Genomic DNA, 19,684 nt, shown 5'->3' on the forward strand with positions numbered 1-19,684 from the left:
AGCCTTGTCATGACCGCGCCTTTCGACCCCGCCCGCCAGCAAGCCAGCACGGTGTGCCTGCCACCCGGTAACTGGACCACGGTGCTCGACTGCCTGTGTGATCATTTCAAGGCCATCGACCGGGCCCAATGGCTCGACCGCTTTGCCCGTGGCCGCGTGCTGGATGCCGAGGGACGGGCGATTGCGGCCGAGCTGCCTTACAAGCGCGGCATGCGTTTGCACTACTTCCGTGAAGTGCCGAACGAGCGGCCGATCCCGGTACAGGAGGAGGTGCTGCATGTGGATGAGCACCTGGTGGTAGCTGACAAGCCGCATTTCCTGCCAGTGACGCCGACCGGTGAATACGTCGAGCAGACCTTGCTGCGCCGCCTGATCCGCCGCCTGGATAACCCGCATCTGGTGCCATTGCACCGTATTGACCGGCATACCGCCGGGCTTGTGCTGTTTTCTGCCAACCCGCACAGCCGCAGTGCCTACCAACGGCTGTTCCCCGAACGACGCATCGACAAGCGCTACCAGGCCATTGCCGCGGCCATGCCGCAGCATGCATTTCCGCTGGTGCACAAAAGCCGTCTGGTACATGGCGAGCCGTTTTTCCGCATGCATGAGGTTGAGGGAGATGCCAACAGCGAAACCCTGGCCGAAGTGCTGGAGAAGAATGGCGAGCTGTGGCGTTACGGGCTGTCGCCGGTGACTGGCAAGACCCATCAGTTGCGCGTGCACATGGCGGCATTGGGGGCGGGGATCAGCAATGACCCGTTCTATCCGCAGTTGGTCAACGAAGAGGATGACTACCAGCGGCCGCTGAAGTTGCTGGCGCAGAGCCTGCGCTTTGCAGACCCGCTGAGCGGGGAAGCGCGCTACTTCGAGAGCCGCTTGCGGCTGGACTGGTAATGCTCACACGCTCATCGCAGGAACAACTGCTGTAAATGCACTTTGAAAGCTTGCGCGGTCCCCTGTGGGAGCGGGTTCACCCGCGAAGAAGCCTGCGCGGTGGATGGCACCGGCTTCGCCGGTGTTCGCGGGTGAACCCGCTCCCACAGTGACCACGCAATCTTTTAGATCTTGAGCAAGACATTTCTCCCACAAGTACGGCGCACGTAAAAAGTGCATGCCGTACCTTTGGAAGCTGCCCTAGCGGTTGAACCGCTCCACCAGCGAGTACTGGCTACCCGCCGTGCTGGTCAGCTCTTCGCTGAGCAGCGCCGAGTGCTGCGCCTGTTCTGCGGTCTGGTCGGCCAGTTCGGCAATGGTGCTGATGTTGCGGCTGATCTCGTCAGCCACTGCAGTCTGCTCCTCGGTTGCCGCAGCAATCTGGGTGGCCATGTCGGTGATGTTGGCCACCGCTTCGCTGATGCCTACCAGTGCCTCGTCGGCCTGCATCACCCGGTTGACGCCTTCCTGCGCCTGGCGATGGCCGGTTTCCATGGTCAGCACGGCATTGCTCGCGGTTTGTTGCAGCTTGGCGATCAGGCCGTGGATCTGCCCGGTGGACTCGGCGGTGCGCTGGGCCAGCTGGCGTACTTCGTCGGCCACCACGGCAAAGCCACGGCCCATTTCACCGGCACGTGCCGCTTCAATGGCCGCGTTCAGCGCCAGCAGGTTGGTCTGGTCGGCGATGCCCTTGATCACATCGACCACGCCACCAATCTCGTCGCTGTCCTTGGCCAGTTGCGTCACTGTCTGGCCGGTCTCGCCCACCGCCGCCGACAGGCGTTCGATAGCCTCGCGGGTTTCACCGGCAATCTGCCGGCCCTGGCTGGTCAGGCGGTTGGCTTCCTGGGTGGCATCGGCGGTGCGCTGCACGTGGTTGGCCACTTCCTGGGTGGTGGCGGCCATCTGGTTGACCGCAGCGGCGACCTGCTCGGTCTCCACCCGCTGCCGTTCCAGGCCCGAAGAGCTCTTGTGCGCCAGGGCGTCGGACTGACGCGCCTGTTCGCTGAGGTGTTCGGCGCTGTCCTGCAGGCGGGTCAGGCAGGTTTTCATGCGCGCGTCCTGGCTGAGCATGGCCATTTCCAGGCGCGCCTGCACGCCACGGCTGTCGGTGTACATCTGCGCGATCAGCGGGTCGGAGGTGGTCTGTTCGGCCAGGCGCAGCAGGCGCTTGAGGCCGCGCTGCTGCCAGCTCAGGCCCAGCAGGCCCAGCGGTACGGAAAGCCCGGCGGCCAGGGCGAAGCCCCAGGAATGGCCCAGCCAGTTGCCGATCAGGAAGCCCACCTGGCTGATCAGGATGAACGGCAGCCAGTCCTGCAGTACCGGCAGCCACTTGTCCCTGCGCGGTACCGGCGGCTTGCCCTGGTTGATGCGCTGGTATAGCGCCTCGGCACGGCGGACCTGTTCGGCGGTGGGTTTGACCCGCACCGACTCGAAGCCGACTACCTGATTATTGTCGAAGATCGGCGTGACATAGGCGTTGACCCAGTAGTGGTCGCCGGACTTGCAGCGGTTCTTGACGATGCCCATCCACGGCTGCCCTTGCTTGAGGGTTTGCCACATATGGGCGAACACGGCAGACGGTACGTCGGGGTGGCGCACCAGGTTGTGCGGCGCACCGGTCAGCTCCTCGCGGGTGAAACCACTGATCTCGATGAAGGCATCGTTGCAGTAAGTGATCACACCTTTGGCGTTGGTGGTGGAGATCAACCGCTGCTGGGCAGGGAAAGTCCGTTCTCTCTGGGTAATCGGCTGGTTGTTACGCATGGGTTGATAGTCCGCAGGGCTTTCGACAGGTATCGGCAAGCCGCTGGTTTTATTGAATGAATATTTAATGTGCCTGACCTGTAGCAATAAGCCATCATTTAATATGGGTTAGTCGGCGAGCACGTTCAAGCAAGTTGGCGTCATTATTGCGTTTTTACTGCTGTTTAATGACGAATAAGTCGAATGATGACCGATTGGCTAGGCAAGAGCCAACATCGGATAACTGAACAGGGTGAAGTGCACCAGGTTCAGGCCGAAATGGCAGAGCACCGCAGCCGCCACGCCGCCCCAGCGGTACGCCAGGCCGTAGCCGATACCAGCAAGGGTGGCCAGGTACACCCATTGCCAGCCGGCCCCCAGGTGGGCCAGGCCGAACAGCAAGGCGGCGGCGAACAACGCCAGCCCTTGGTGGCGCAGCAGCCGTTGCAGGCCGGCCTGGAGATAACCGCGGAACAACAGTTCTTCGGTCAGGCTTACCAGCAGCAGGTTGTTCAGCAGCCAGAGCCAGGCCTGGTCGGGCCATTTCGGGGCCCAGGCCAGCATGCCCAGTGCCCAGGCGCCGCCCAGGCAGGCAAGCAGGGTCAGGGGCAGGGCACACAGCATACTGGCCGGCAGGCCCTGGCTGCGCCACAGGATCAGCCAAGGGCAGGCCAGCAGCAGCCAGGCGCCGATCAGCGGTTTGTCCAGGTTCAGGTACATCGTGAAGGGCAGAGCGCCGGGGCTGAAAATGACGCCGTCGATGACCCTGGCTGCGTTGAAACCGGGCAGCCAGTGCAGTGCCAGGGCGATGGCCAGCAGCATGAACAACGCATGGCCCAGGGCTTTTAGCCAGCGCTGCGGGCGACGAGCGAGCAGGGCGCTGGTGAGCAGGGCGAGGAAGGTGGGCAGGGTGGCGATACCGAGGTTGCCGTGGCTCAGGGCGAGCATGTAACCGAGGGCCAGGAGTAGGCGTGCGATCAGGTGGAGGGGAGGCACGAGTGGTCCTTCTCGTTGAACAAATTCGGGTCCGCTGCGCGGCCCTTCGCCGGCAAGCCAGCTCCCACAGGTAACGCACTGCCCTCAGGCTTGATGCTATTGCTGTGGGAGCTGGCTTGCAGGCGAAGGGCTGCACAGCAGCCCCAAGCATACCCGCTTCAACCAGCAATCAGCTGGCGCAACACATAATGCAATATCCCCCCCGCCTTGAAGTACTCCACCTCGTTCACGGTATCGATCCGGCACAGCACCTCGATCTGCTCCTGCTGCCCATCCTCGCGGGTGATGCGCAAGGGCAGGCTCATGCCCGGGCGGATTTGCGCGCCGTTCAAGCCCAGCACATCAATCCGCTCCTTGCCGCTCAGCCCCAGTTGCTTGCGGTTGTGCCCGGCCTTGAACTGCAGCGGCAGCACGCCCATGCCCACCAGGTTGGAGCGGTGGATGCGCTCGAAACTTTCCGCCAGCACTGCCTTGACCCCCAGCAGGCTGGTGCCCTTGGCCGCCCAGTCGCGGCTCGAACCGGTGCCATACTCCTGGCCGGCGATCACCACCAACGGGGTGCCTGCCTGCTGGTAGCGCATGGCCGCGTCGTAGATCGACAGCTTTTCGCCGCTAGGAACGTGCAAGGTGTTGCCACCTTCTTCGCCCGCCAGCATTTCGTTGCGGATGCGGATGTTGGCGAAGGTGCCGCGCATCATCACTTCATGGTTGCCACGCCGTGAGCCGTAGGAGTTGAAGTCGCGGGGCTCCACGCCCTGTTCACGCAGGTAGCGTCCGGCCGGGCTGTCAGCCTTGATGTTGCCGGCCGGGGAAATATGGTCGGTGGTCACCGAGTCACCCAGCAGCGCCAGGACCCGTGCACCCTGGATGTCGGTAATTTGCGGGGGGGGGCCGCCGATGTCGTCGAAGAACGGCGGATGCTGGATATAGGTGGAGTCGGTCTGCCACACGTAGGTGGCCGCCTGCGGTACCTCGATGGCCTGCCACTGTGCATCGCCGGCGAACACTTCGGCGTATTCCTTGTGGAACATCGCCGTGTCGACCTTGGCCACGGCGGCGGCGATTTCCTGCTGGCTGGGCCAGATGTCGCGCAGGTACACCGGCTGGCCATCCTTGCCGGTGCCCAGCGGCTCGCAGGTCAGGTCCAGACGCACGCTGCCGGCCAAGGCATAGGCCACCACCAGTGGCGGCGAGGCCAGCCAGTTGGTCTTGACCAGCGGGTGCACGCGGCCTTCGAAGTTGCGGTTGCCCGACAACACCGAGGCCACGGTGAGGTCGGCGCTGACGATGGCTTTTTCGATTGCTTCATCCAGCGGGCCGGAGTTGCCGATGCAGGTGGTGCAGCCATAGCCGACCAGGTCGAACCCCAATTGGTCCAGATAGGTGGTGAGCCCGGCGGCCTTGAAGTAGTCGGTGACCACCTTGGAGCCCGGCGCCAGCGAGCTCTTGACCCAGGGTTTGCGTTGCAGGCCTTTTTCCAGGGCTTTTTTTGCCACCAGCCCGGCGGCCATCATCACGCTGGGGTTGGAGGTGTTGGTACACGAGGTGATCGCGGCAATCACCACGGCGCCATCGCGCAGCGTATGGGTCTGGCCTTGATGGCTGTAGGCGATCTCCCCGGCCTGGTCGGCGTTGCCCACCGCCACGCCGCCGCCACCCTCGCTTTCCAGGCGGCTGACCTCTCTGGCCAGCGGTTTGGGTTGCAGTTCGATGAAGTGGTCGAAGGACTGGCTGACCTGGCCCAGGGCCACCCGGTCCTGCGGCCGCTTGGGCCCGGCCAGGCTGGCCTCGACCTCTTGCATGTCCAGCGCCAGGCTGTCACTGAACAGTGGCTCCTGGCCCGGCAGCCGCCACAGGCCCTGGGCTTTGCAGTACTGCTCGACCAGTTGCACGGTCGCCTCGGGGCGGCCTGACAGGCGCAGGTAATCCAGGGTCACCTGGTCGACCGGGAAGAAGCCACAGGTGGCGCCGTATTCCGGGGCCATGTTGGCGATGGTCGCACGGTCGGCCAAGGGCAGTTCGGCCAGGCCATCACCATAGAACTCGACGAACTTGCCCACCACGCCCTTCTTGCGCAGCATCTGCGTTACCGTCAGTACCAGGTCGGTGGCGGTGATGCCTTCGCGCAGCTTGCCGGTCAACTTGAAGCCGATCACTTCGGGGATCAGCATCGACACCGGCTGACCGAGCATGGCCGCCTCCGCTTCGATGCCGCCCACGCCCCAGCCGAGCACACCCAGGCCATTGATCATGGTGGTGTGCGAATCGGTCCCGACCAAGGTGTCGGGGAAGGCGTAGGTGCGGCCATCGGCCTCACGGGTCCAGACGGTGCGGCCCAGGTATTCCAGGTTGACCTGGTGGCAGATACCGGTGCCCGGCGGTACCACGCGGAAGTTGTCGAAGGCATTCTGCCCCCAACGCAGGAAGGCGTAGCGCTCGCCGTTGCGCTGCATCTCGATGTCGACGTTCTCGCTGAAGGCCTGTGGCGTGCCGTAGCGGTCGACCATCACCGAGTGGTCGATCACCAGGTCCACCGGTGACAGCGGGTTGATCCGCTGCGGGTCGCCACCGGCCTTGGCCATGGCTGCGCGCATGGCGGCCAGATCGACCACGGCCGGCACACCGGTGAAGTCCTGCATCAGCACCCGCGCCGGGCGGTACTGGATCTCGCGGTCGGAGCGCCGCTCGCCCAGCCACTGGGCGAGGGCGCGCAGGTCGTCGCCGGTGACGGTCTTGCCGTCCTCCCAGCGCAGCAGGTTTTCCAGCAACACCTTCAGCGACATGGGCAGGCGCTGCAGGTCGCCCAGCTGGCGGGCGGCCTCGGTGAGGCTGAAGTAGTGGTAGGTCTGCTCGCCGACTGTGAGCGGTTTGAGGGTGTTCAGGCTATCGAGCGAGGGCATTGCCAACTCCTTCTGCACCGGTGCCTGGCAAGGTTTGCCGATGGCACCGCTCTGTATCGGTCCGCACGGCACGGACCTGGCTGAAAGGTCAGGTTAGACCGCTTTGCGTCATCTGACCCTTTTCTGGACCGGCGGGACGTGTCGCAGGTTCCGATCTTCCTTTATCATCGCCGCCCTGCCGGCGCCTGTGGCGCGCCAGCCGTAGTGGAGTGAGAGATGAATACCCTGTTCATGCATTGCCGGCCCGGTTTCGAGGGCGAGGTGTGCGCCGAAATCAGCGAACATGCCGCCCGCCTGGGTGTTGCCGGCTATGCCAAAAGCAAGCCGCAAAGTGCCAGTGCCGAGTTTGTCTGTAGCGAGGAGGGCGGTGCCGAGCGCTTGATGGGGGAACTGCGCTTCAACCAGCTGATTTTCCCGCGGCAGTGGGCTCGTGGCGGTTATGTCGAACTGCCGGAAAGCGACCGTATCAGTGTGCTGCTGGCGCACCTGGCCGACTTCCCTGCGTTCGGCAGCCTGTGGCTGGAAGTGCTGGACAGCAACGAAGGCAAGGAACTGTCCACGTTCTGCCGCAAGTTCGAGGTGCCGCTGCGCAAGGCCCTGGAAAAGGCCGGCCGCCTGGTCGACGATGCCAGCCGCCCACGCCTGCTGCTCACCTTCATCAGCGGCCGGCGGGTATTCGCCGGCGTTGCTCCGGCCAACAACAGTGCGCTGTGGCCCATGGGCATCCCGCGCCTGAAATTCCCCCGCGAGGCACCCAGCCGCTCGACCCTCAAGCTGGAAGAGGCCTGGCACCAGTTCATCCCGCGTGAGCAGTGGGAGCAGCGCCTGGGCGATGACATGACCGGTGTCGACCTGGGGGCCTCGCCGGGTGGCTGGACCTACCAGCTGGTGCGCCGGGGCATGCTGGTGACTGCCATCGACAACGGGCCGATGGCCGAAAGCCTGATGGACACCGGGTTGGTTCAGCACCTGATGGCCGATGGTTTCACCTGGCAACCGAAGCAACCGGTGGACTGGATGGTTTGTGACATCGTCGAGAAGCCGGCGCGTACCACTTCGCTGATCGAAACCTGGCTGGGCGAGGGGCTGTGCCGCGAGGCAGTGGTCAACCTGAAACTGCCGATGAAGCAGCGTTATGCCGAGGTGCGCCGGCTGCTCGACCGCATGGAGACGACGTTCAAGTCGCGCAAGATCAGGGTGTCGATTGCCTGCAAGCAGCTGTATCACGACCGTGAGGAAGTGACCTGCCATCTGCGCCGGATGGACTTGAAACCGCGCTAGCACAGCGAACCGCTTTGCTCTTGCTCTTGCTCTTGCTCTTGCTTCGGCTTTTGCTTCTAAGCGCGCGATAGTTCAGGCGCCGCCGATTGCGACTTCAGGAGGCCGAGCGAAGGGACTGCGGAGGGAGGTGACGGGCATGGATGCCCGTCAAGCGCTGAGGCCCCATGGATGGGGCCTGCAGCGCGTACTCCCGGGAGCAGGCCCGTAGCGAGGGGACCCCGGAGCGAAGCGGAGGGGCCGGATGATGGGAGCCGACGGTTTTTGGTTCCTTTTTGCCACGACAAAAAGGGACCCGCCGTAAGGGCGGAAAGGTGAATAAGCGCCACCTTCGAAAATGAATGTTGACCTTGTTGTTGATGCCCACGCTTGAAAGCGAAGAGCGGAAAAGTACCGGTCTTGATCTCGCGCATAGTCCATTTACGATGGCGACGCTTACTCACCTTTTCGCCCTTACGGCGAGTCACTTTTTGTCAAACGCGACAAAAAGTAACCAAAAAACGCTGCGCTCCCATCATCCGGCCCCTCCGCTGCGCTCCGGGGTTCCCTCGCGCCGGTCTTGCTCCCGGGAGTACGCGCTGCAGGCCCCATCCATGGGGCCTCAGCGCTTGACGGGCATCCATGCCCGTCACCTCCCTCCGCAAGCCCTCTGCTCGGCCTCCTGAAGTCGCGAAGATCAAGATCAAGATCAAGAGCAAGAGCAAGAGCAAGAGCAAGATCAAGATCAAGAGCAAGAGCAAGAGCAAGAGCAGGGCGCGTCTTCACAGGCGGTGCTTGGACCACGTCGCGCGATGCGCGACAATAGCGATCATTTGCGGAGCCCCCCATGACCGATTTCACCCCCGACGCGATCCTCGACGCCACCGGCCTGAACTGCCCGGAACCGGTGATGATGCTGCACCAGCACGTGCGTGACCTGGCCGCTGGCGGCCTGCTCAAGGTCATCGCCACCGACCCCTCGACCCGCCGCGACATCCCCAAGTTCTGCAACTTCCTCGGCCACGAACTGCTGCAGCAACAGGAGGACGCCGGTACCTTCCTGTACTGGATCCGCAAGAAAGCCGACTGAGCCGCTCTGGAACACGCCCGGCGTTGCGCCTACACTGCGCTCCCCAGACAGGAGAGCGCCATGCTGATAGTTGCCGACGAGAACATCCCGCTGCTCGATGCCTTCTTCCAGGGTTTCGGCGAAATCCGCCGTTACCCGGGCCGAAGCCTCGATGCCGCCAGCGTCAAGGACGCCGACATTCTGCTGGTGCGCTCGGTGACCAAGGTCGATCGCCAGTTGCTCGAAGGCAGCCGCGTGCGCTTTGTCGGCACCTGCACCATCGGTACCGACCACCTCGACCTGAACTACTTTGCCGAGGCCGGTATCCGCTGGAGCAGCGCGCCGGGCTGCAATGCCCGCGGTGTGGTCGATTACGTGCTGGGCAGCCTGCTGACCCTGGCCGAGCTGGATGGCGTGGCACTGCCCGAGCGCGTGTATGGCGTGGTGGGCGCGGGTGAGGTGGGTGGCCGCCTGGTGCGGGTACTGCACGGCCTGGGCTGGAAGGTACTGGTATGCGACCCGCTGCGCCAGGCCGCCGAGGGCGGCGATTACGTCAGCCTCGAGACCCTCCTGCAACAGTGCGATGTGATCAGCCTGCACACCCCCTTGCAGCGTGGCGGCGAACATCCGACCTGGCACCTGCTGGGTCAGGCGCAGCTGGCGCAGTTGCGCCCGGGTGCCTGGCTGGTCAACGCCAGCCGTGGCCCGGTGGTGGACAACGCCGCCCTGCGCGAACTGCTGCTGGACCGCGAAGACGTGCATGCGGTGCTGGATGTTTGGGAGGGTGAGCCGCAGGTCGACCTGGAGCTGGCCGACCTGTGCACGCTGGCTTCACCACACATTGCCGGCTACAGCCTTGACGGCCGCCAGCGTGGTACGGCGCAGATCTACCAGGCGCTGTGCCGCTTCCTCGGTGTGGATGAACAGGTGCGACTGGCCGACCTGCTGCCTCGGCCGCCGCTGGCGCAGATCGAGCTGGATGCCAGCACCGACCCGGCCTGGGCCTTGGCCACTCTGTGCCGCGCGGTGTACGACCCACGCCGCGACGATGCCGATTTCCGCCGCAGCCTCAGCGACGACCCGCAGCAGCAGCGTGCAGCGTTCGACCAGTTGCGCAAGCAGTACCCGCCACGGCGCGAGATCGAGGGGCTGGCGGTGCGCTTGCGCGGGGAGTCGCCGCAGTTGGCGCAGTTGGTCAGTGCCTTGGGTGGGGTGCTGGTCTGACAGCCTTTTGAAAACTCTACCGGCCTCTTCGCGGGTACGCCGCTGACCTCTGGGTTTGTGTGGTCCCTGTGGGAGCGGGTTTACCCGCGAAAGGGCCGGCACAGGATTCAGGCAAATAAAAACCCGGCGCAAGCACCGGGTTGCAAGAAATTTGCCGATCAACCTTTGCGTACGCGCTCGACCCGGCTTTCTTCCAGGGCCTTGCAGGCCTGCTGGATCATCTGCTCGGTGATCGGTACTTCGCGCCCCTGGGCGTCGATGATCGAACCGCATACCTGCGGTTGCGGGGTGGTCCGGGGCTTCTGGTTGTCGCTGCCATGCTGCAAGCTCATGTATTGTCTCCTCATCAGGTTCAAGCGCAGGGTAACCCTGTGCCGTGACTGGCCTGTGACAGTGCCTGCAGGGTCACGGCAGACACAGTCCAACAGAAACGGTAATAAAGCTCCATAGCCTGGTTAGACCGATAGGCTATAGCAACCTTGCAAGGGTTCCCCAGGTCTGGATGAGTGGTAGGCTGCAGTATCCCCGCCATTGTGGTCAGCACCATGCCTGAATCGGTTTCCCCGCGCCAACGCCGCGCCTTGCGCCTGGGTTGGCAGTTCGTTCGTCCGTACCGTCGCCAGGTGTTGCTGGCCTTGCTGGCCCTGGTAGTCACCGCGGCCATCACCCTGTCCATGGGCCAGGGCATCCGCCTGTTGGTGGACCAGGGCTTCATGACCCGCTCTGCGCATCAGCTCAACCAGACCATCGGGCTGTTCCTGCTGCTGGTATTGGCCCTGGCGGTGGGTACCTTCAGCCGCTTCTACCTGGTGTCGTGGATCGGCGAGCGCTGCGTGGCCGATATACGTCGGGCCGTGTTCGACCACCTGGTCGGCTTGCATCCTGGGTTTTTCGAAGACAACCGCAGCTCCGAGATCCAGTCGCGGCTGACCGCCGACACCACCTTGCTGCAATCGGTAATCGGTTCATCGCTGTCGATGTTTCTGCGCAACGCGCTGATGGTCATCGGTGGCGTGGTGTTGCTGTTCATCACCAACCCCAAGCTCACCAGTATCGTGGTAGTGGCCCTGCCGCTGGTGCTGGCGCCGATCCTGCTGTTCGGCCGCCGGGTACGCAGCCTGTCGCGGCAGAGCCAGGACCGGGTGGCCGATGTGGGCAGTTATGTGGCCGAGACCCTCGGGCAGATCAAGACCGTGCAGGCCTACAACCATCAGGCGCATGACCGCGAGCTGTTCGCCGGCACGGTCGAAGCGGCGTTTGCCGTGGCCCGGCAGCGGATTGCCCAGCGCGCCTGGCTTATCACCCTGGTGATCGTGCTGGTGCTGGGAGCGGTGGGGGTGATGTTGTGGGTTGGCGGCATGGACGTGATCGCCGGGCGTATTTCCGCGGGCGAACTGGTCGCCTTCGTGTTCTACAGCCTGATCGTCGGCAGCGCCTTCGGTACTCTCAGCGAAGTGATCGGCGAGCTGCAGCGGGCGGCGGGTGCGGCCGAGCGCATTGCCGAACTGTTGGCGGCGCGCAGTGCAATCCTGCCGCCCGCCGTGGCGCAGGTGCTGCCGCAGCCGCGGGCCAGTGGGCGTATCGAACTGCAGCAGTTGGTGTTCGCTTATCCGTCACGGCCCTCGGTGGCGGCTGTCGATGGCCTGAGTCTGGCCATCGAGCCGGGGCAGACCGTGGCGCTGGTAGGGCCCTCGGGGGCGGGCAAGTCGACCTTGTTCGATTTGTTGCTGCGCTTCTACGACCCCCAGCAAGGGCGCATCCTGCTCGATGGCCGGGCGATTGCCGAACTCGACCCCGATCAACTGCGCCAGCAGTTCGCCCTGGTGGCACAAAACCCTTCGCTGTTTCGCGGCACGGTCGAGGCCAACATCCGCTATGGCCGGCCCGAGGCGACCCTGGCCGAGGTCGAGGCAGCGGCCCGTGGTGCCCACGCCGACGCATTCATCCGGCAATTGCCGCAGGGCTACCAGACACCGCTGGGCGAGGGCGGCATCGGCCTGTCCGGCGGGCAGCGGCAACGCCTGGCCATTGCCCGTGCGTTGCTGGTCGATGCACCGATCCTGTTGCTGGATGAAGCCACCAGCGCCCTCGACGCGCAAAGCGAACACCTGATCCAGCAGGCGCTGCCCCGCCTGATGGCCGGGCGCACCACCCTGGTGATCGCCCATCGCCTGGCGACGGTACAGCATGCCGACCGTATCGCGGTCATTGACAAGGGTCGGCTGGTGGCGGTGGGCACGCATCGCCAGTTGATCGAAGAGAGCCCGCTGTATGCGCGGCTGGCGGCCTTGCAGTTCACCACGGGGTAGCTTGTCGTGGCTCTGTAACATTTCTGTAGTATTTGCCTGAGAGTATCTAACTCAACTGTTGCGTAAGTGCTCGACCTGGCTGCCATTGCTTGATGGCAGCCTTTTTTTGGCCTGCCAGTAACCGGGCTGCGTTGCACCTCCTTGCGCAGCTTGCGCGGCCCCCCGGTCTTCCTCCTGTTTTCCGAGATCCAAGATGTTGCGTAAATCCCTCAGAGTGCAAATTCTCTCCCTGCTCGGCGGCAGCCTGGTGGCGATGTTGCTGATCGCCCTGGTGTGTTTCCAGTTTCTCTCGTCCAGCGTGCGCGGCTACGCCGAGCTGGTCGATGGGCCGCTGCGGGCTTCGCAATTGATCGACGAAGCCAACCTGCAGTTCAAGATCCAGGTGCAGGAATGGAAGAACGTGCTGTTGCGTGGGCGCCAGCCAGCTGACATGGACAAGTACTGGCAGCAGTTCCAGGCCCGCGAGCAGCAGGTGCAGCAACTGCTCGGGCAATTGATCGACAGCAGCGACGTCAGGCTCAAGGCGTCGCTGCAACAACTGCGTGACAGCCACCGGCAACTGGGCCTGGCCTATGCGCAGGGGCGCCAGGCATTCCTGGCGGCGGGTGGCGACCCCGTGGCCGGCGACCAGGCGGTCAAGGGCGTGGACCGCGCCGCCAGCGAGCAGATGAGCGTACTGGTCGAGCAACTGCGTACCGATGCCCGGCAGCACGCTGCCAGCCTCAGTGCCGGTGCCGAGCGCACGGTATGGCTGGGCCTGCTGGTGATGTTGGCCTCGGCCATGTTGGTGGGGCTGCTCAGCCTGTGGCTGGTCAACCGCAGCCTGATCGAGCCGATCCGCCAGTTGATCGAGTATGTCGCGCAGCTCAGTCAGGGCCGCTTTGCCGCCCGGGTAGACAGCCGCCGCGAGGACGAACTGGGCCGTCTGGCGCGGGCCGCCAACACCCTGCGCGATTTCCTTGCCGACACGGTCGGCCGGCTGCAGGACAACGCCCAGGAACTGGAAGGCGCCAGCGGCCGGTTGCGCAGCATCGCAGCCGACATGGCCCGTGGCACCCACGACCAGTTCCAGCGCACCGATCAGGTCGCCACGGCCATGCACGAGATGTCCGCCACCGCCCAGGAAGTCGCGCGCCACGCCGCCGAGGCCGCCCGCGCGGCGGACGACGCCGACCACAGTGCCCAGGCGGGCGAGCAGGTGATGCAACAGACCATCGATATCATCGGCGTGGTCAACCGCGAAATTGCCGGCACGGCGGCGGTGATTCGTGACCTGGAGCATGACAGCACGCGCATTGGCAAAGTCCTCGAAGTGATCCGCGGTATTGCCGAGCAGACCAACCTGCTGGCGCTCAACGCGGCCATCGAAGCGGCCCGTGCCGGCGAGGCCGGGCGTGGATTTGCGGTAGTCGCCGATGAGGTGCGCAGCCTGGCCCAGCGCACGGCGGCGTCGATTGCCGAGATCCACCAGATCATCGAAGCGGTGCAGTTGGGCGCGGTGGAAGCGGTCAAGGCCATCGAAAGCGGCCAGCTGCGCAGCGAGGAGGGGGCCGAACAGGTGCAGCAGGCCGGGCAGATGCTGCAGCGCATCACCCTGGCGGTGGAGGCGATCCGCGACATGAACCGGCAGATCGCCACGGCGGCCGAAGAACAGACCAGCGTGGCCGAGGACATCTCGCGTAACCTGATCGAAATCACTCGCATCGCCACGGCCAACCAGGAGGCGGTGCAGCATACCGAACAGGCGGGGCAGCGCCTGCATGGGTTGTCGGGGCAGCTGGGTGAGGTCACCTCCCGTCTCACCGCCTGATCGTCCAAGGGGGGCGCGTAGCGGCCCTTAGGGGGAAACCCGCCATCTGACAGGGGCAAACTGCTCCCCTGTGGCGGATTGTCGCCATGCTCCCCGCCGCCTGCCCCCCGTATCCACGGCTCCAGACTCCGGTTGGCACGTTCCCTGCTCTAGGCGGCGCGCGTGTACACAACAACTGGATAACATCAATGAAGAAATTCCTGCTGACGTTCCTCTGCCTGGGCGTCATCGGCTGCTCCAAACCTGCGGAGCCGGAAAAGACCGTCGACGTGCTGCTGATCGGCGGTGGCATCATGAGTGCCAGCCTGGGCACCTACCTCACCGAGCTGGAGCCGTCCTGGAAGGTCGACGTCTACGAACGCCTGGACCAGGTGGCTGAAGAAAGCTCCAATGCCTGGAACAACGCCGGGACCGGGCACTCCGCGTTCTGCGAGCTGAACTACACCAGCGTCGGCAAGGACGGCAGCATCGACATCAGCAAGGCCGTGGGGGTCAACGAGCAGTTCGAAGTGTCCAAGCAGTTCTGGGCCTACCAGGTCGAGCAGGGCGTGCTGAGCAACCCGAAGTCGTTCATCAACAACGTGCCGCACATGAGCTTTGTCTGGGGTGACGACAACGTCGCCTTCCTGCACAAGCGCGTCGACGCCCTGCAGCACAGTTCGCTGTTCCGCGGCATGGAAATCTCCGAAGACCACGAGCAGATCCGCAAGTGGGCGCCGCTGGTAATGGAAGGCCGTGACCCGGGGCAGAAAGTCGCCGCCACGCGCATGGCCATCGGCACCGACGTGAACTTTGGCGAAATCACCCGTCAGTTGTTCGCCGCAATGACCCGCAACCCCAATGTGTCGCTGAACCTGCGCCATGAAGTGCGCGACATCGTGCGCAACGACGACGGCACCTGGCATGTGCGGGTGGCCGACCTTGCCAACGGCGGCAAGGAAAAGGCCGTCAACGCCCGCTTCGTGTTCATCGGTGCCGGTGGTGGCGCGCTGAAGTTGCTGCAGAAGTCGGGCATTCCCGAAGCCGAAGGCTATGCCGGCTTCCCGGTCGGTGGCCAGTTCCTGATGACCGACAACCCTGACCTGGTCGCCCGCCACCAGGCCAAGTTGTACGGCAAAGCCTCGGTCGGCGCGCCGCCGATGTCGGTACCGCACCTGGATACACGAATGATCGATGGCAAGCAGGTGCTGCTGTTCGGTCCGTTCGCCACCTTCTCCACCAAGTACCTCAAGCACGGCTCGCTGCTGGACATGTTCGCCTCGCTGAACAGCCACAATGTGTTGCCGATGGTCAATGCCGGTATCGACAACATCGACCTCAGCACCTACCTGATGGGGCAGTTGATGCTCAGTTTCGATGACCGCATGAACGCACTGCGCGAGTACTTCCCCAACGCCAAGAACGAAGACTGGAAGCTGCTGCAGGCCGGCCAGCGGGTGCAGGTGATCAAGAAGGACCCGGTACTGGGCGGTGTGCTGCAGTTCGGTACAGAAGTGGTGGCGGCGCAGGACGGCAGCATCGCCGCGTTGCTGGGAGCTTCGCCGGGCGCCTCGACTGCGGCGCCGATCATGCTGACCGTGCTGGAAAAGACCTTCAAGGACCGTATCCAGTCGCCAGCCTGGCAGGCCAGGCTCAAGGAAATCGTGCCGAGCTATGGGCAGAAGCTGAACAACAACCTGGCGCTGACCAACCAGACCCGGGCATGGAGCAGCGAGCGCCTACAGTTGCTGTACGTGCCGGTGCAGGCTGAGGCGGCGCACTAACGCATGCGGAAGCGGCCTTGTGTCGCGAAAGGGCCGCAACGCGGCCCCAGGATGTTTTCCCGGCACAACAAAAAGCCCGCACAAGGCGGGCTTTTTTGATCAGGATTTGGTCGGAGAGACAGGATTCGAACCTGCGGCCTTCTCGTCCCGAACGAGACGCGCTACCTGGCTGCGCTACACTCCGATGAAGGAAATCCTACTGCATCCTTTTTTTGCACGCAAGCCCTTGTTGTTGAAAGGGCCTTTGCAAAAATGCGGGCTGCGATCAGAGCTCTTTGACGGTGCGGATCTGGTCCTTGTTCAGGCGCGTGCGCTTGCCGTCCAGTTGCTCGAATTCGTAGAAGCCCGAGTCTTCATCGTACTTCGGTGTGTCGGTGGCCTGGATTTCGCGACCGTCGTTCAGGGTAATGACGGTCGGCGATGCGCAGCCAGCGAGGGCGCCCAGGCCCAAGGCGAGCAGGAAGGCGGGTAGGGTCCGTTGAATCATCGTGTTTCTCCAGTGCGATGGTGCTAGATGACATTAAGACGCAGGGCGTCCACGCAAGTTCCGTCTACAGTGCAGCATAGCGGCAAAACCGGGGCATTGATCGAGGGCAAGGGCCGCGGGCGTCACGCTGTGATGTGTGCGTGCTGTGTTATAACTGCGGCCATCCTATCTTCTTGTGACGGACCCCCATGAAAGCCAAGGCAGATACCCCCTTCGTGCCGCTGAACATCGCTGTGCTCACGGTCAGCGACACCCGCACCTTCGACACCGATACCTCCGGCCAGCTGTTCGTTGACCGGCTGAGCGCGGCCGGTCATCGCCTGGCAGAGCGCGTGCTGCTGAAAGATGACCTGTACAAGATTCGCGCCCAGGTCGCCACCTGGATTGCCGATGACCGCGTGCAGGTGGTGCTGATCACCGGCGGCACCGGCTTTACCGGTCGCGACAGCACACCCGAGGCCGTGGCCTGCCTGCTGGACAAGCAGGTTGAAGGCTTTGGTGAGCTGTTTCGGCAGATTTCCGTGGCCGACATTGGCACCTCCACCGTGCAGTCCCGCGCCCTGGCCGGGCTGGCCAACGGCACTCTGGTGTGCTGCCTGCCAGGTTCGACCAACGCGGTGCGCACCGGTTGGGACGGTATCCTCGCCGAGCAGCTGGATGCCCGCCATCGCCCGTGCAACTTCGTGCCGCACCTGAAGCAGGCGGCGGCCTGTGACAGCCGTGGCTGAGGTCAGCCAGAGCCGGCCGTTGATGCCGGTGGAACAGGCCCTGGAGCAGCTGCTGGCATTAGCCGAAGCGGCACCGATCGGCGACACCGAGACCCTGCCATTGGCTGAGGCCGAGGGCCGTGTGCTGGCCACCGACCTGGTGGCCTCGCTCGACCTGCCGCCTTGGCCGAACAGCGCCATGGACGGTTACGCCCTGCGCCTGGCCGACTGGCAGGGCGAACCACTGCCGGTCAGCCAGCGGATTTTCGCCGGCCATGTGCCGCAGCCGCTGCAACCGGGCACCTGCGCGCGCATCTTCACCGGGGCACCGCTGCCCGAAGGTGCCGACTGCGTCGAGATGCAGGAAAACACCGAAGTGGCAGAGGATGGCCGGGTACGCTTTCTCGAACCGTTGAAAACCGGGCAGAACATTCGTCCCCAGGGCCAGGAAACCCGCAAGGGCGAACAAGTGATGAGCGCCGGCACCCGGTTGGGGCCGATTGAGCTGGGCCTGGCTGCGACCTTGGGCCACGGCCGCCTGGACGTGGTACGCAAGGTGCGGGTGGCGGTGCTGTCCACCGGTGACGAACTGGTCGAACCCGGCCTGCCGCTGGGGCCGGGGCAAATCTACAACAGCAACCGCCGGCTGCTGGTCAGCTGGTTGCAGCGGCTGGGCTGCGAGGTGGTCGATGCGGGCATCCTGCCGGATGACCTGGCACGCACCCGCAGCTGCCTGGCCGAGCTGGGCGATGTCGACCTGATCCTGTCCACCGGCGGTGTCTCGGTGGGCGAAGCCGACTACCTTGGCGCCGCCCTGCGCGAAGCCGGCGAGCTGGCCTTGTGGAAGCTGGCGATCAAACCGGGCAAGCCGCTGACCTTCGGCCACTTCCAGGGCGTGCCGGTCATCGGCCTGCCGGGTAACCCGGCTTCGACCCTGGTCACCTTCGGCCTGCTGACCCGGCCCTACCTGTTGCGGCGTCAGGGTGTGGTCGATGTCACGCCGCTGCGTTTCGACATGCCGGCCGGCTTTGACTGGCCCAAGCCCGGCACGCGCCGCGAGTACCTGCGGGCCCGCATCGAGCAGGGCCAGGTGCGTATCTACAAAAACCAGAGCTCTGGCGTGCTGCGCAGCGCGGCCTGGGCCGAGGGGCTGGTGGAAGTACGCGAAGGCAGTACGCCGAAGCAGGGTGACAGCGTGCCGTTCATTCCCTTCAGCGAGCTACTTGGCTGAGCGGCCCAGCCAGGCGCTGCCCAGCGGCGCTGCCTCGGCTGGTGCCGCCTGGGCCAGGCGCATGTGCACGTTCTCCAGTTGTTGGGCGGCCACGCTCCAGTCGTGGCGCTGGCGGGCGAACTGGCGCCCGGCATCGCTCAACTGGCTCATGCGCCAGGGCTGGTTGAGCAGCTGGGTGATCAGCAGGGCCAGCAGGTCGCCATCCTCACTGCCCAGGTAGTGCTCACCGTTGTTCGCGGCCAGGCCTGAAACGCCTTTGCCGGTGGTGATCACCGGCAAGCCGGCGGCCATCGCTTCGAGGATTTTCACCTTGGAGCCACCGGCATAGCGCAGCGGTGCGAAGAACAGTGCCGAACGCCGCTGCAGTTCGCGCAGGTCGGGGCGGTAGCCGAACCATTCGATACGCGGGTCGTTCCAGTGCAGTTTCCAGCTGGCCGGCATGGCATGCCCGGCAATCGCCAGGCGTACTGCCGGGTTGCTCAGCCACACCTGCGGTATGATGTCTTCCAGCGCCCATTCGATGGCCTCCAGGTTGGCGCCATACTCGAAGTTGCCAACGAACAGCAGGCGCTGGCTGTGCAGCGCGGGTTGCACGTGCTGGTAGAAATCACAGTCCACGCCATTGACCACCACGTTCACCGGGCGCCCGCTGATCTGCGCGATCAGCTCGGCATCGTGGGCGCTGACCGCCACCAGTTCGGTGGGCTGGCGCAATACCCGCTGTTCCCAGCGTCGATAGCGCCAGCGGTCGAAGGCGTTGAGCGGGCGCAGCCACAGCGGCAGGCGATCGTGGCTGGCGCCACCCATCACCGACTCCAGGGTGTGCTCGCTGAGCATGTACGGCAATCCGCGTGCCTGCAGGGCTTTTTCGAAGGGCTGGAAGCTGTAGCTGTGCTCGATCTGGATCACGTCCCACGGCTCGTCCAGCAGTTGCTCGAAGCGGTGCCGCAGGCAAGGGGCCAGGCCATTGATGATTGCCCGCATGGGGTAGTCGATGATCGGTGAGGCCAGCAGGTTGAGCGGGCTGTGCAGGGGGCGGCGGGGCAGCACTATCAGGCGGTCGAGCAGCGGTTCCAGAGCCTCGCGGGCGGCATCGCCGAGGGGGATCTTCGATTGCACCAGCAGGGTAATCCGGTGGCCCCGCTGTGCCAGTGCGCGTATCAGGTGGTATTGCCGGGTCTTGCTGCCGCTGGTGGTCGGCCAGGGCAGGTACGGCAGTGTCCAGAGAATGCGCATGACCCGGAATCCTCGC

Annotated in this window: 15 protein-coding genes, 1 tRNA gene and 1 pseudogene; 10 read left to right on the forward strand and 7 right to left on the reverse strand. The window is 64.5% G+C overall.

Features of this window, described 5'->3' with window-relative positions:
- Positions 1 to 9 precede the first annotated feature (9 nt).
- A complete protein-coding gene (locus FQ664_RS10640; protein ID WP_144171882.1) occupies positions 10 to 894 on the forward strand; it encodes a pseudouridine synthase in 885 nt (294 codons plus the stop codon).
- 240 nt (positions 895 to 1,134) lie between these two features.
- On the opposite strand, the gene FQ664_RS10650 is transcribed toward FQ664_RS10640, so the two are convergent.
- From FQ664_RS10650 to acnA, 3 genes are all read right to left on the reverse strand, one after another.
- Entirely contained in the window at positions 1,135 to 2,700 is a 1,566-nt protein-coding gene (locus FQ664_RS10650) for a methyl-accepting chemotaxis protein (RefSeq protein ID WP_144171883.1), read from the reverse strand.
- Between the two features lie 198 nt (positions 2,701 to 2,898).
- Positions 2,899 to 3,627 (reverse strand): CPBP family intramembrane glutamic endopeptidase, encoded by a 729-nt coding sequence (locus FQ664_RS10655; protein WP_144171996.1) that lies wholly within the window; start codon positions 3,625 to 3,627, stop codon positions 2,899 to 2,901.
- Positions 3,628 to 3,833: 206 nt separating this feature from the next.
- The gene (gene acnA, locus FQ664_RS10660; protein ID WP_144171884.1) at positions 3,834 to 6,575 is read right to left on the reverse strand and encodes an aconitate hydratase AcnA; all 2,742 of its coding nucleotides are present in this window, start codon (positions 6,573 to 6,575) and stop codon (positions 3,834 to 3,836) included.
- Positions 6,576 to 6,791: 216 nt separating this feature from the next.
- On the opposite strand from acnA, the gene rlmM reads away from it, so the two are divergent.
- The 3 genes from rlmM to pdxB all read left to right on the forward strand — a co-directional run bounded on the left by rlmM (position 6,792) and on the right by pdxB (position 10,125).
- Positions 6,792 to 7,856, forward strand: a complete 1,065-nt coding sequence (rlmM, locus tag FQ664_RS10665; protein WP_144171885.1) for a 23S rRNA (cytidine(2498)-2'-O)-methyltransferase RlmM — start codon at positions 6,792 to 6,794, stop codon at positions 7,854 to 7,856.
- Positions 7,857 to 8,679: 823 nt separating this feature from the next.
- Positions 8,680 to 8,922, forward strand: a complete 243-nt coding sequence (gene tusA, locus FQ664_RS10680) for a sulfurtransferase TusA (RefSeq protein ID WP_016500764.1) — start codon at positions 8,680 to 8,682, stop codon at positions 8,920 to 8,922.
- 60 nt (positions 8,923 to 8,982) lie between these two features.
- Positions 8,983 to 10,125 (forward strand): 4-phosphoerythronate dehydrogenase PdxB, encoded by a 1,143-nt coding sequence (gene pdxB, locus FQ664_RS10685; protein WP_144171887.1) that lies wholly within the window; start codon positions 8,983 to 8,985, stop codon positions 10,123 to 10,125.
- Positions 10,126 to 10,283: 158 nt separating this feature from the next.
- On the opposite strand, the gene FQ664_RS27215 is transcribed toward pdxB, so the two are convergent.
- Positions 10,284 to 10,457, reverse strand: coding sequence for a PA1571 family protein (locus FQ664_RS27215; protein WP_170929323.1), 174 nt, complete (start codon positions 10,455 to 10,457; stop codon positions 10,284 to 10,286).
- 213 nt (positions 10,458 to 10,670) lie between these two features.
- On the opposite strand from FQ664_RS27215, the gene FQ664_RS10690 reads away from it, so the two are divergent.
- The 4 genes and pseudogenes from FQ664_RS10690 (at position 10,671) to mqo (ending at position 16,007) form a co-directional block, all read left to right on the forward strand.
- Positions 10,671 to 12,434 (forward strand): ABC transporter transmembrane domain-containing protein, encoded by a 1,764-nt coding sequence (locus tag FQ664_RS10690; protein ID WP_144171888.1) that lies wholly within the window; start codon positions 10,671 to 10,673, stop codon positions 12,432 to 12,434.
- Between the two features lie 781 nt (positions 12,435 to 13,215).
- Positions 13,216 to 13,359 (forward strand): annotated as a pseudogene (locus tag FQ664_RS28235) (HAMP domain-containing protein); the annotation flags it as partial.
- 171 nt (positions 13,360 to 13,530) lie between these two features.
- On the forward strand, positions 13,531 to 14,244 hold the full coding sequence (locus FQ664_RS28240; RefSeq protein WP_474707142.1) for a methyl-accepting chemotaxis protein: 714 nt from the start codon (positions 13,531 to 13,533) through the stop codon (positions 14,242 to 14,244).
- 188 nt (positions 14,245 to 14,432) lie between these two features.
- Complete coding sequence (gene mqo / locus FQ664_RS10700) at positions 14,433 to 16,007, forward strand: malate dehydrogenase (quinone) (RefSeq protein WP_144171890.1); 1,575 nt, start codon at positions 14,433 to 14,435, stop codon at positions 16,005 to 16,007.
- Positions 16,008 to 16,114: 107 nt separating this feature from the next.
- On the opposite strand, the gene FQ664_RS10705 is transcribed toward mqo, so the two are convergent.
- A tRNA-Pro gene (locus FQ664_RS10705) sits at positions 16,115 to 16,191 on the reverse strand.
- 81 nt (positions 16,192 to 16,272) lie between these two features.
- On the reverse strand, positions 16,273 to 16,494 hold the full coding sequence (locus FQ664_RS10710; protein ID WP_013971697.1) for a YgdI/YgdR family lipoprotein: 222 nt from the start codon (positions 16,492 to 16,494) through the stop codon (positions 16,273 to 16,275).
- Between the two features lie 188 nt (positions 16,495 to 16,682).
- Between FQ664_RS10710 and moaB the strand changes: the two genes are divergently transcribed.
- Together moaB and FQ664_RS10720 are read left to right on the forward strand one after the other, a co-directional pair.
- The gene (moaB, locus tag FQ664_RS10715) at positions 16,683 to 17,222 is read left to right on the forward strand and encodes a molybdenum cofactor biosynthesis protein B (protein WP_144171891.1); all 540 of its coding nucleotides are present in this window, start codon (positions 16,683 to 16,685) and stop codon (positions 17,220 to 17,222) included.
- Positions 17,206 to 18,432, forward strand: coding sequence for a molybdopterin molybdotransferase MoeA (locus FQ664_RS10720; RefSeq protein WP_144171892.1), 1,227 nt, complete (start codon positions 17,206 to 17,208; stop codon positions 18,430 to 18,432). Before moaB ends, FQ664_RS10720 begins: the two co-directional genes overlap by 17 nt.
- Here FQ664_RS10720 and FQ664_RS10725 read toward each other — a convergent pair.
- On the reverse strand, positions 18,421 to 19,668 hold the full coding sequence (locus FQ664_RS10725) for a glycosyltransferase family 4 protein (RefSeq protein WP_144171893.1): 1,248 nt from the start codon (positions 19,666 to 19,668) through the stop codon (positions 18,421 to 18,423). The genes FQ664_RS10720 and FQ664_RS10725 overlap by 12 nt on opposite strands.
- Positions 19,669 to 19,684: the final 16 nt, after the last annotated feature.

Origin of the sequence: Pseudomonas persica (assembly GCF_900291015.1) — a bacterium.
GTDB lineage: Bacteria > Pseudomonadota > Gammaproteobacteria > Pseudomonadales > Pseudomonadaceae > Aquipseudomonas.

Bases quoted from the DNA above. Each gene is read 5' to 3' on its own strand.
- FQ664_RS10640 (WP_144171882.1), top strand. From the start codon at position 10: ATGACCGCGCCTTTCGACCCCGCCCGCCAGCAAGCCAGCACGGTGTGC.
- FQ664_RS10650 (WP_144171883.1), bottom strand. From the start codon at position 2,700: ATGCGTAACAACCAGCCGATTACCCAGAGAGAACGGACTTTCCCTGCC.
- FQ664_RS10655 (WP_144171996.1), bottom strand. From the start codon at position 3,627: ATGCTCGCCCTGAGCCACGGCAACCTCGGTATCGCCACCCTGCCCACC.
- acnA (WP_144171884.1), bottom strand. From the start codon at position 6,575: ATGCCCTCGCTCGATAGCCTGAACACCCTCAAACCGCTCACAGTCGGC.
- rlmM (WP_144171885.1), top strand. From the start codon at position 6,792: ATGAATACCCTGTTCATGCATTGCCGGCCCGGTTTCGAGGGCGAGGTG.
- tusA (WP_016500764.1), top strand. From the start codon at position 8,680: ATGACCGATTTCACCCCCGACGCGATCCTCGACGCCACCGGCCTGAAC.
- pdxB (WP_144171887.1), top strand. From the start codon at position 8,983: ATGCTGATAGTTGCCGACGAGAACATCCCGCTGCTCGATGCCTTCTTC.
- FQ664_RS27215 (WP_170929323.1), bottom strand. From the start codon at position 10,457: ATGAGCTTGCAGCATGGCAGCGACAACCAGAAGCCCCGGACCACCCCG.
- FQ664_RS10690 (WP_144171888.1), top strand. From the start codon at position 10,671: ATGCCTGAATCGGTTTCCCCGCGCCAACGCCGCGCCTTGCGCCTGGGT.
- FQ664_RS28240 (WP_474707142.1), top strand. From the start codon at position 13,531: ATGCACGAGATGTCCGCCACCGCCCAGGAAGTCGCGCGCCACGCCGCC.
- mqo (WP_144171890.1), top strand. From the start codon at position 14,433: ATGAAGAAATTCCTGCTGACGTTCCTCTGCCTGGGCGTCATCGGCTGC.
- FQ664_RS10710 (WP_013971697.1), bottom strand. From the start codon at position 16,494: ATGATTCAACGGACCCTACCCGCCTTCCTGCTCGCCTTGGGCCTGGGC.
- moaB (WP_144171891.1), top strand. From the start codon at position 16,683: ATGAAAGCCAAGGCAGATACCCCCTTCGTGCCGCTGAACATCGCTGTG.
- FQ664_RS10725 (WP_144171893.1), bottom strand. From the start codon at position 19,668: ATGCGCATTCTCTGGACACTGCCGTACCTGCCCTGGCCGACCACCAGC.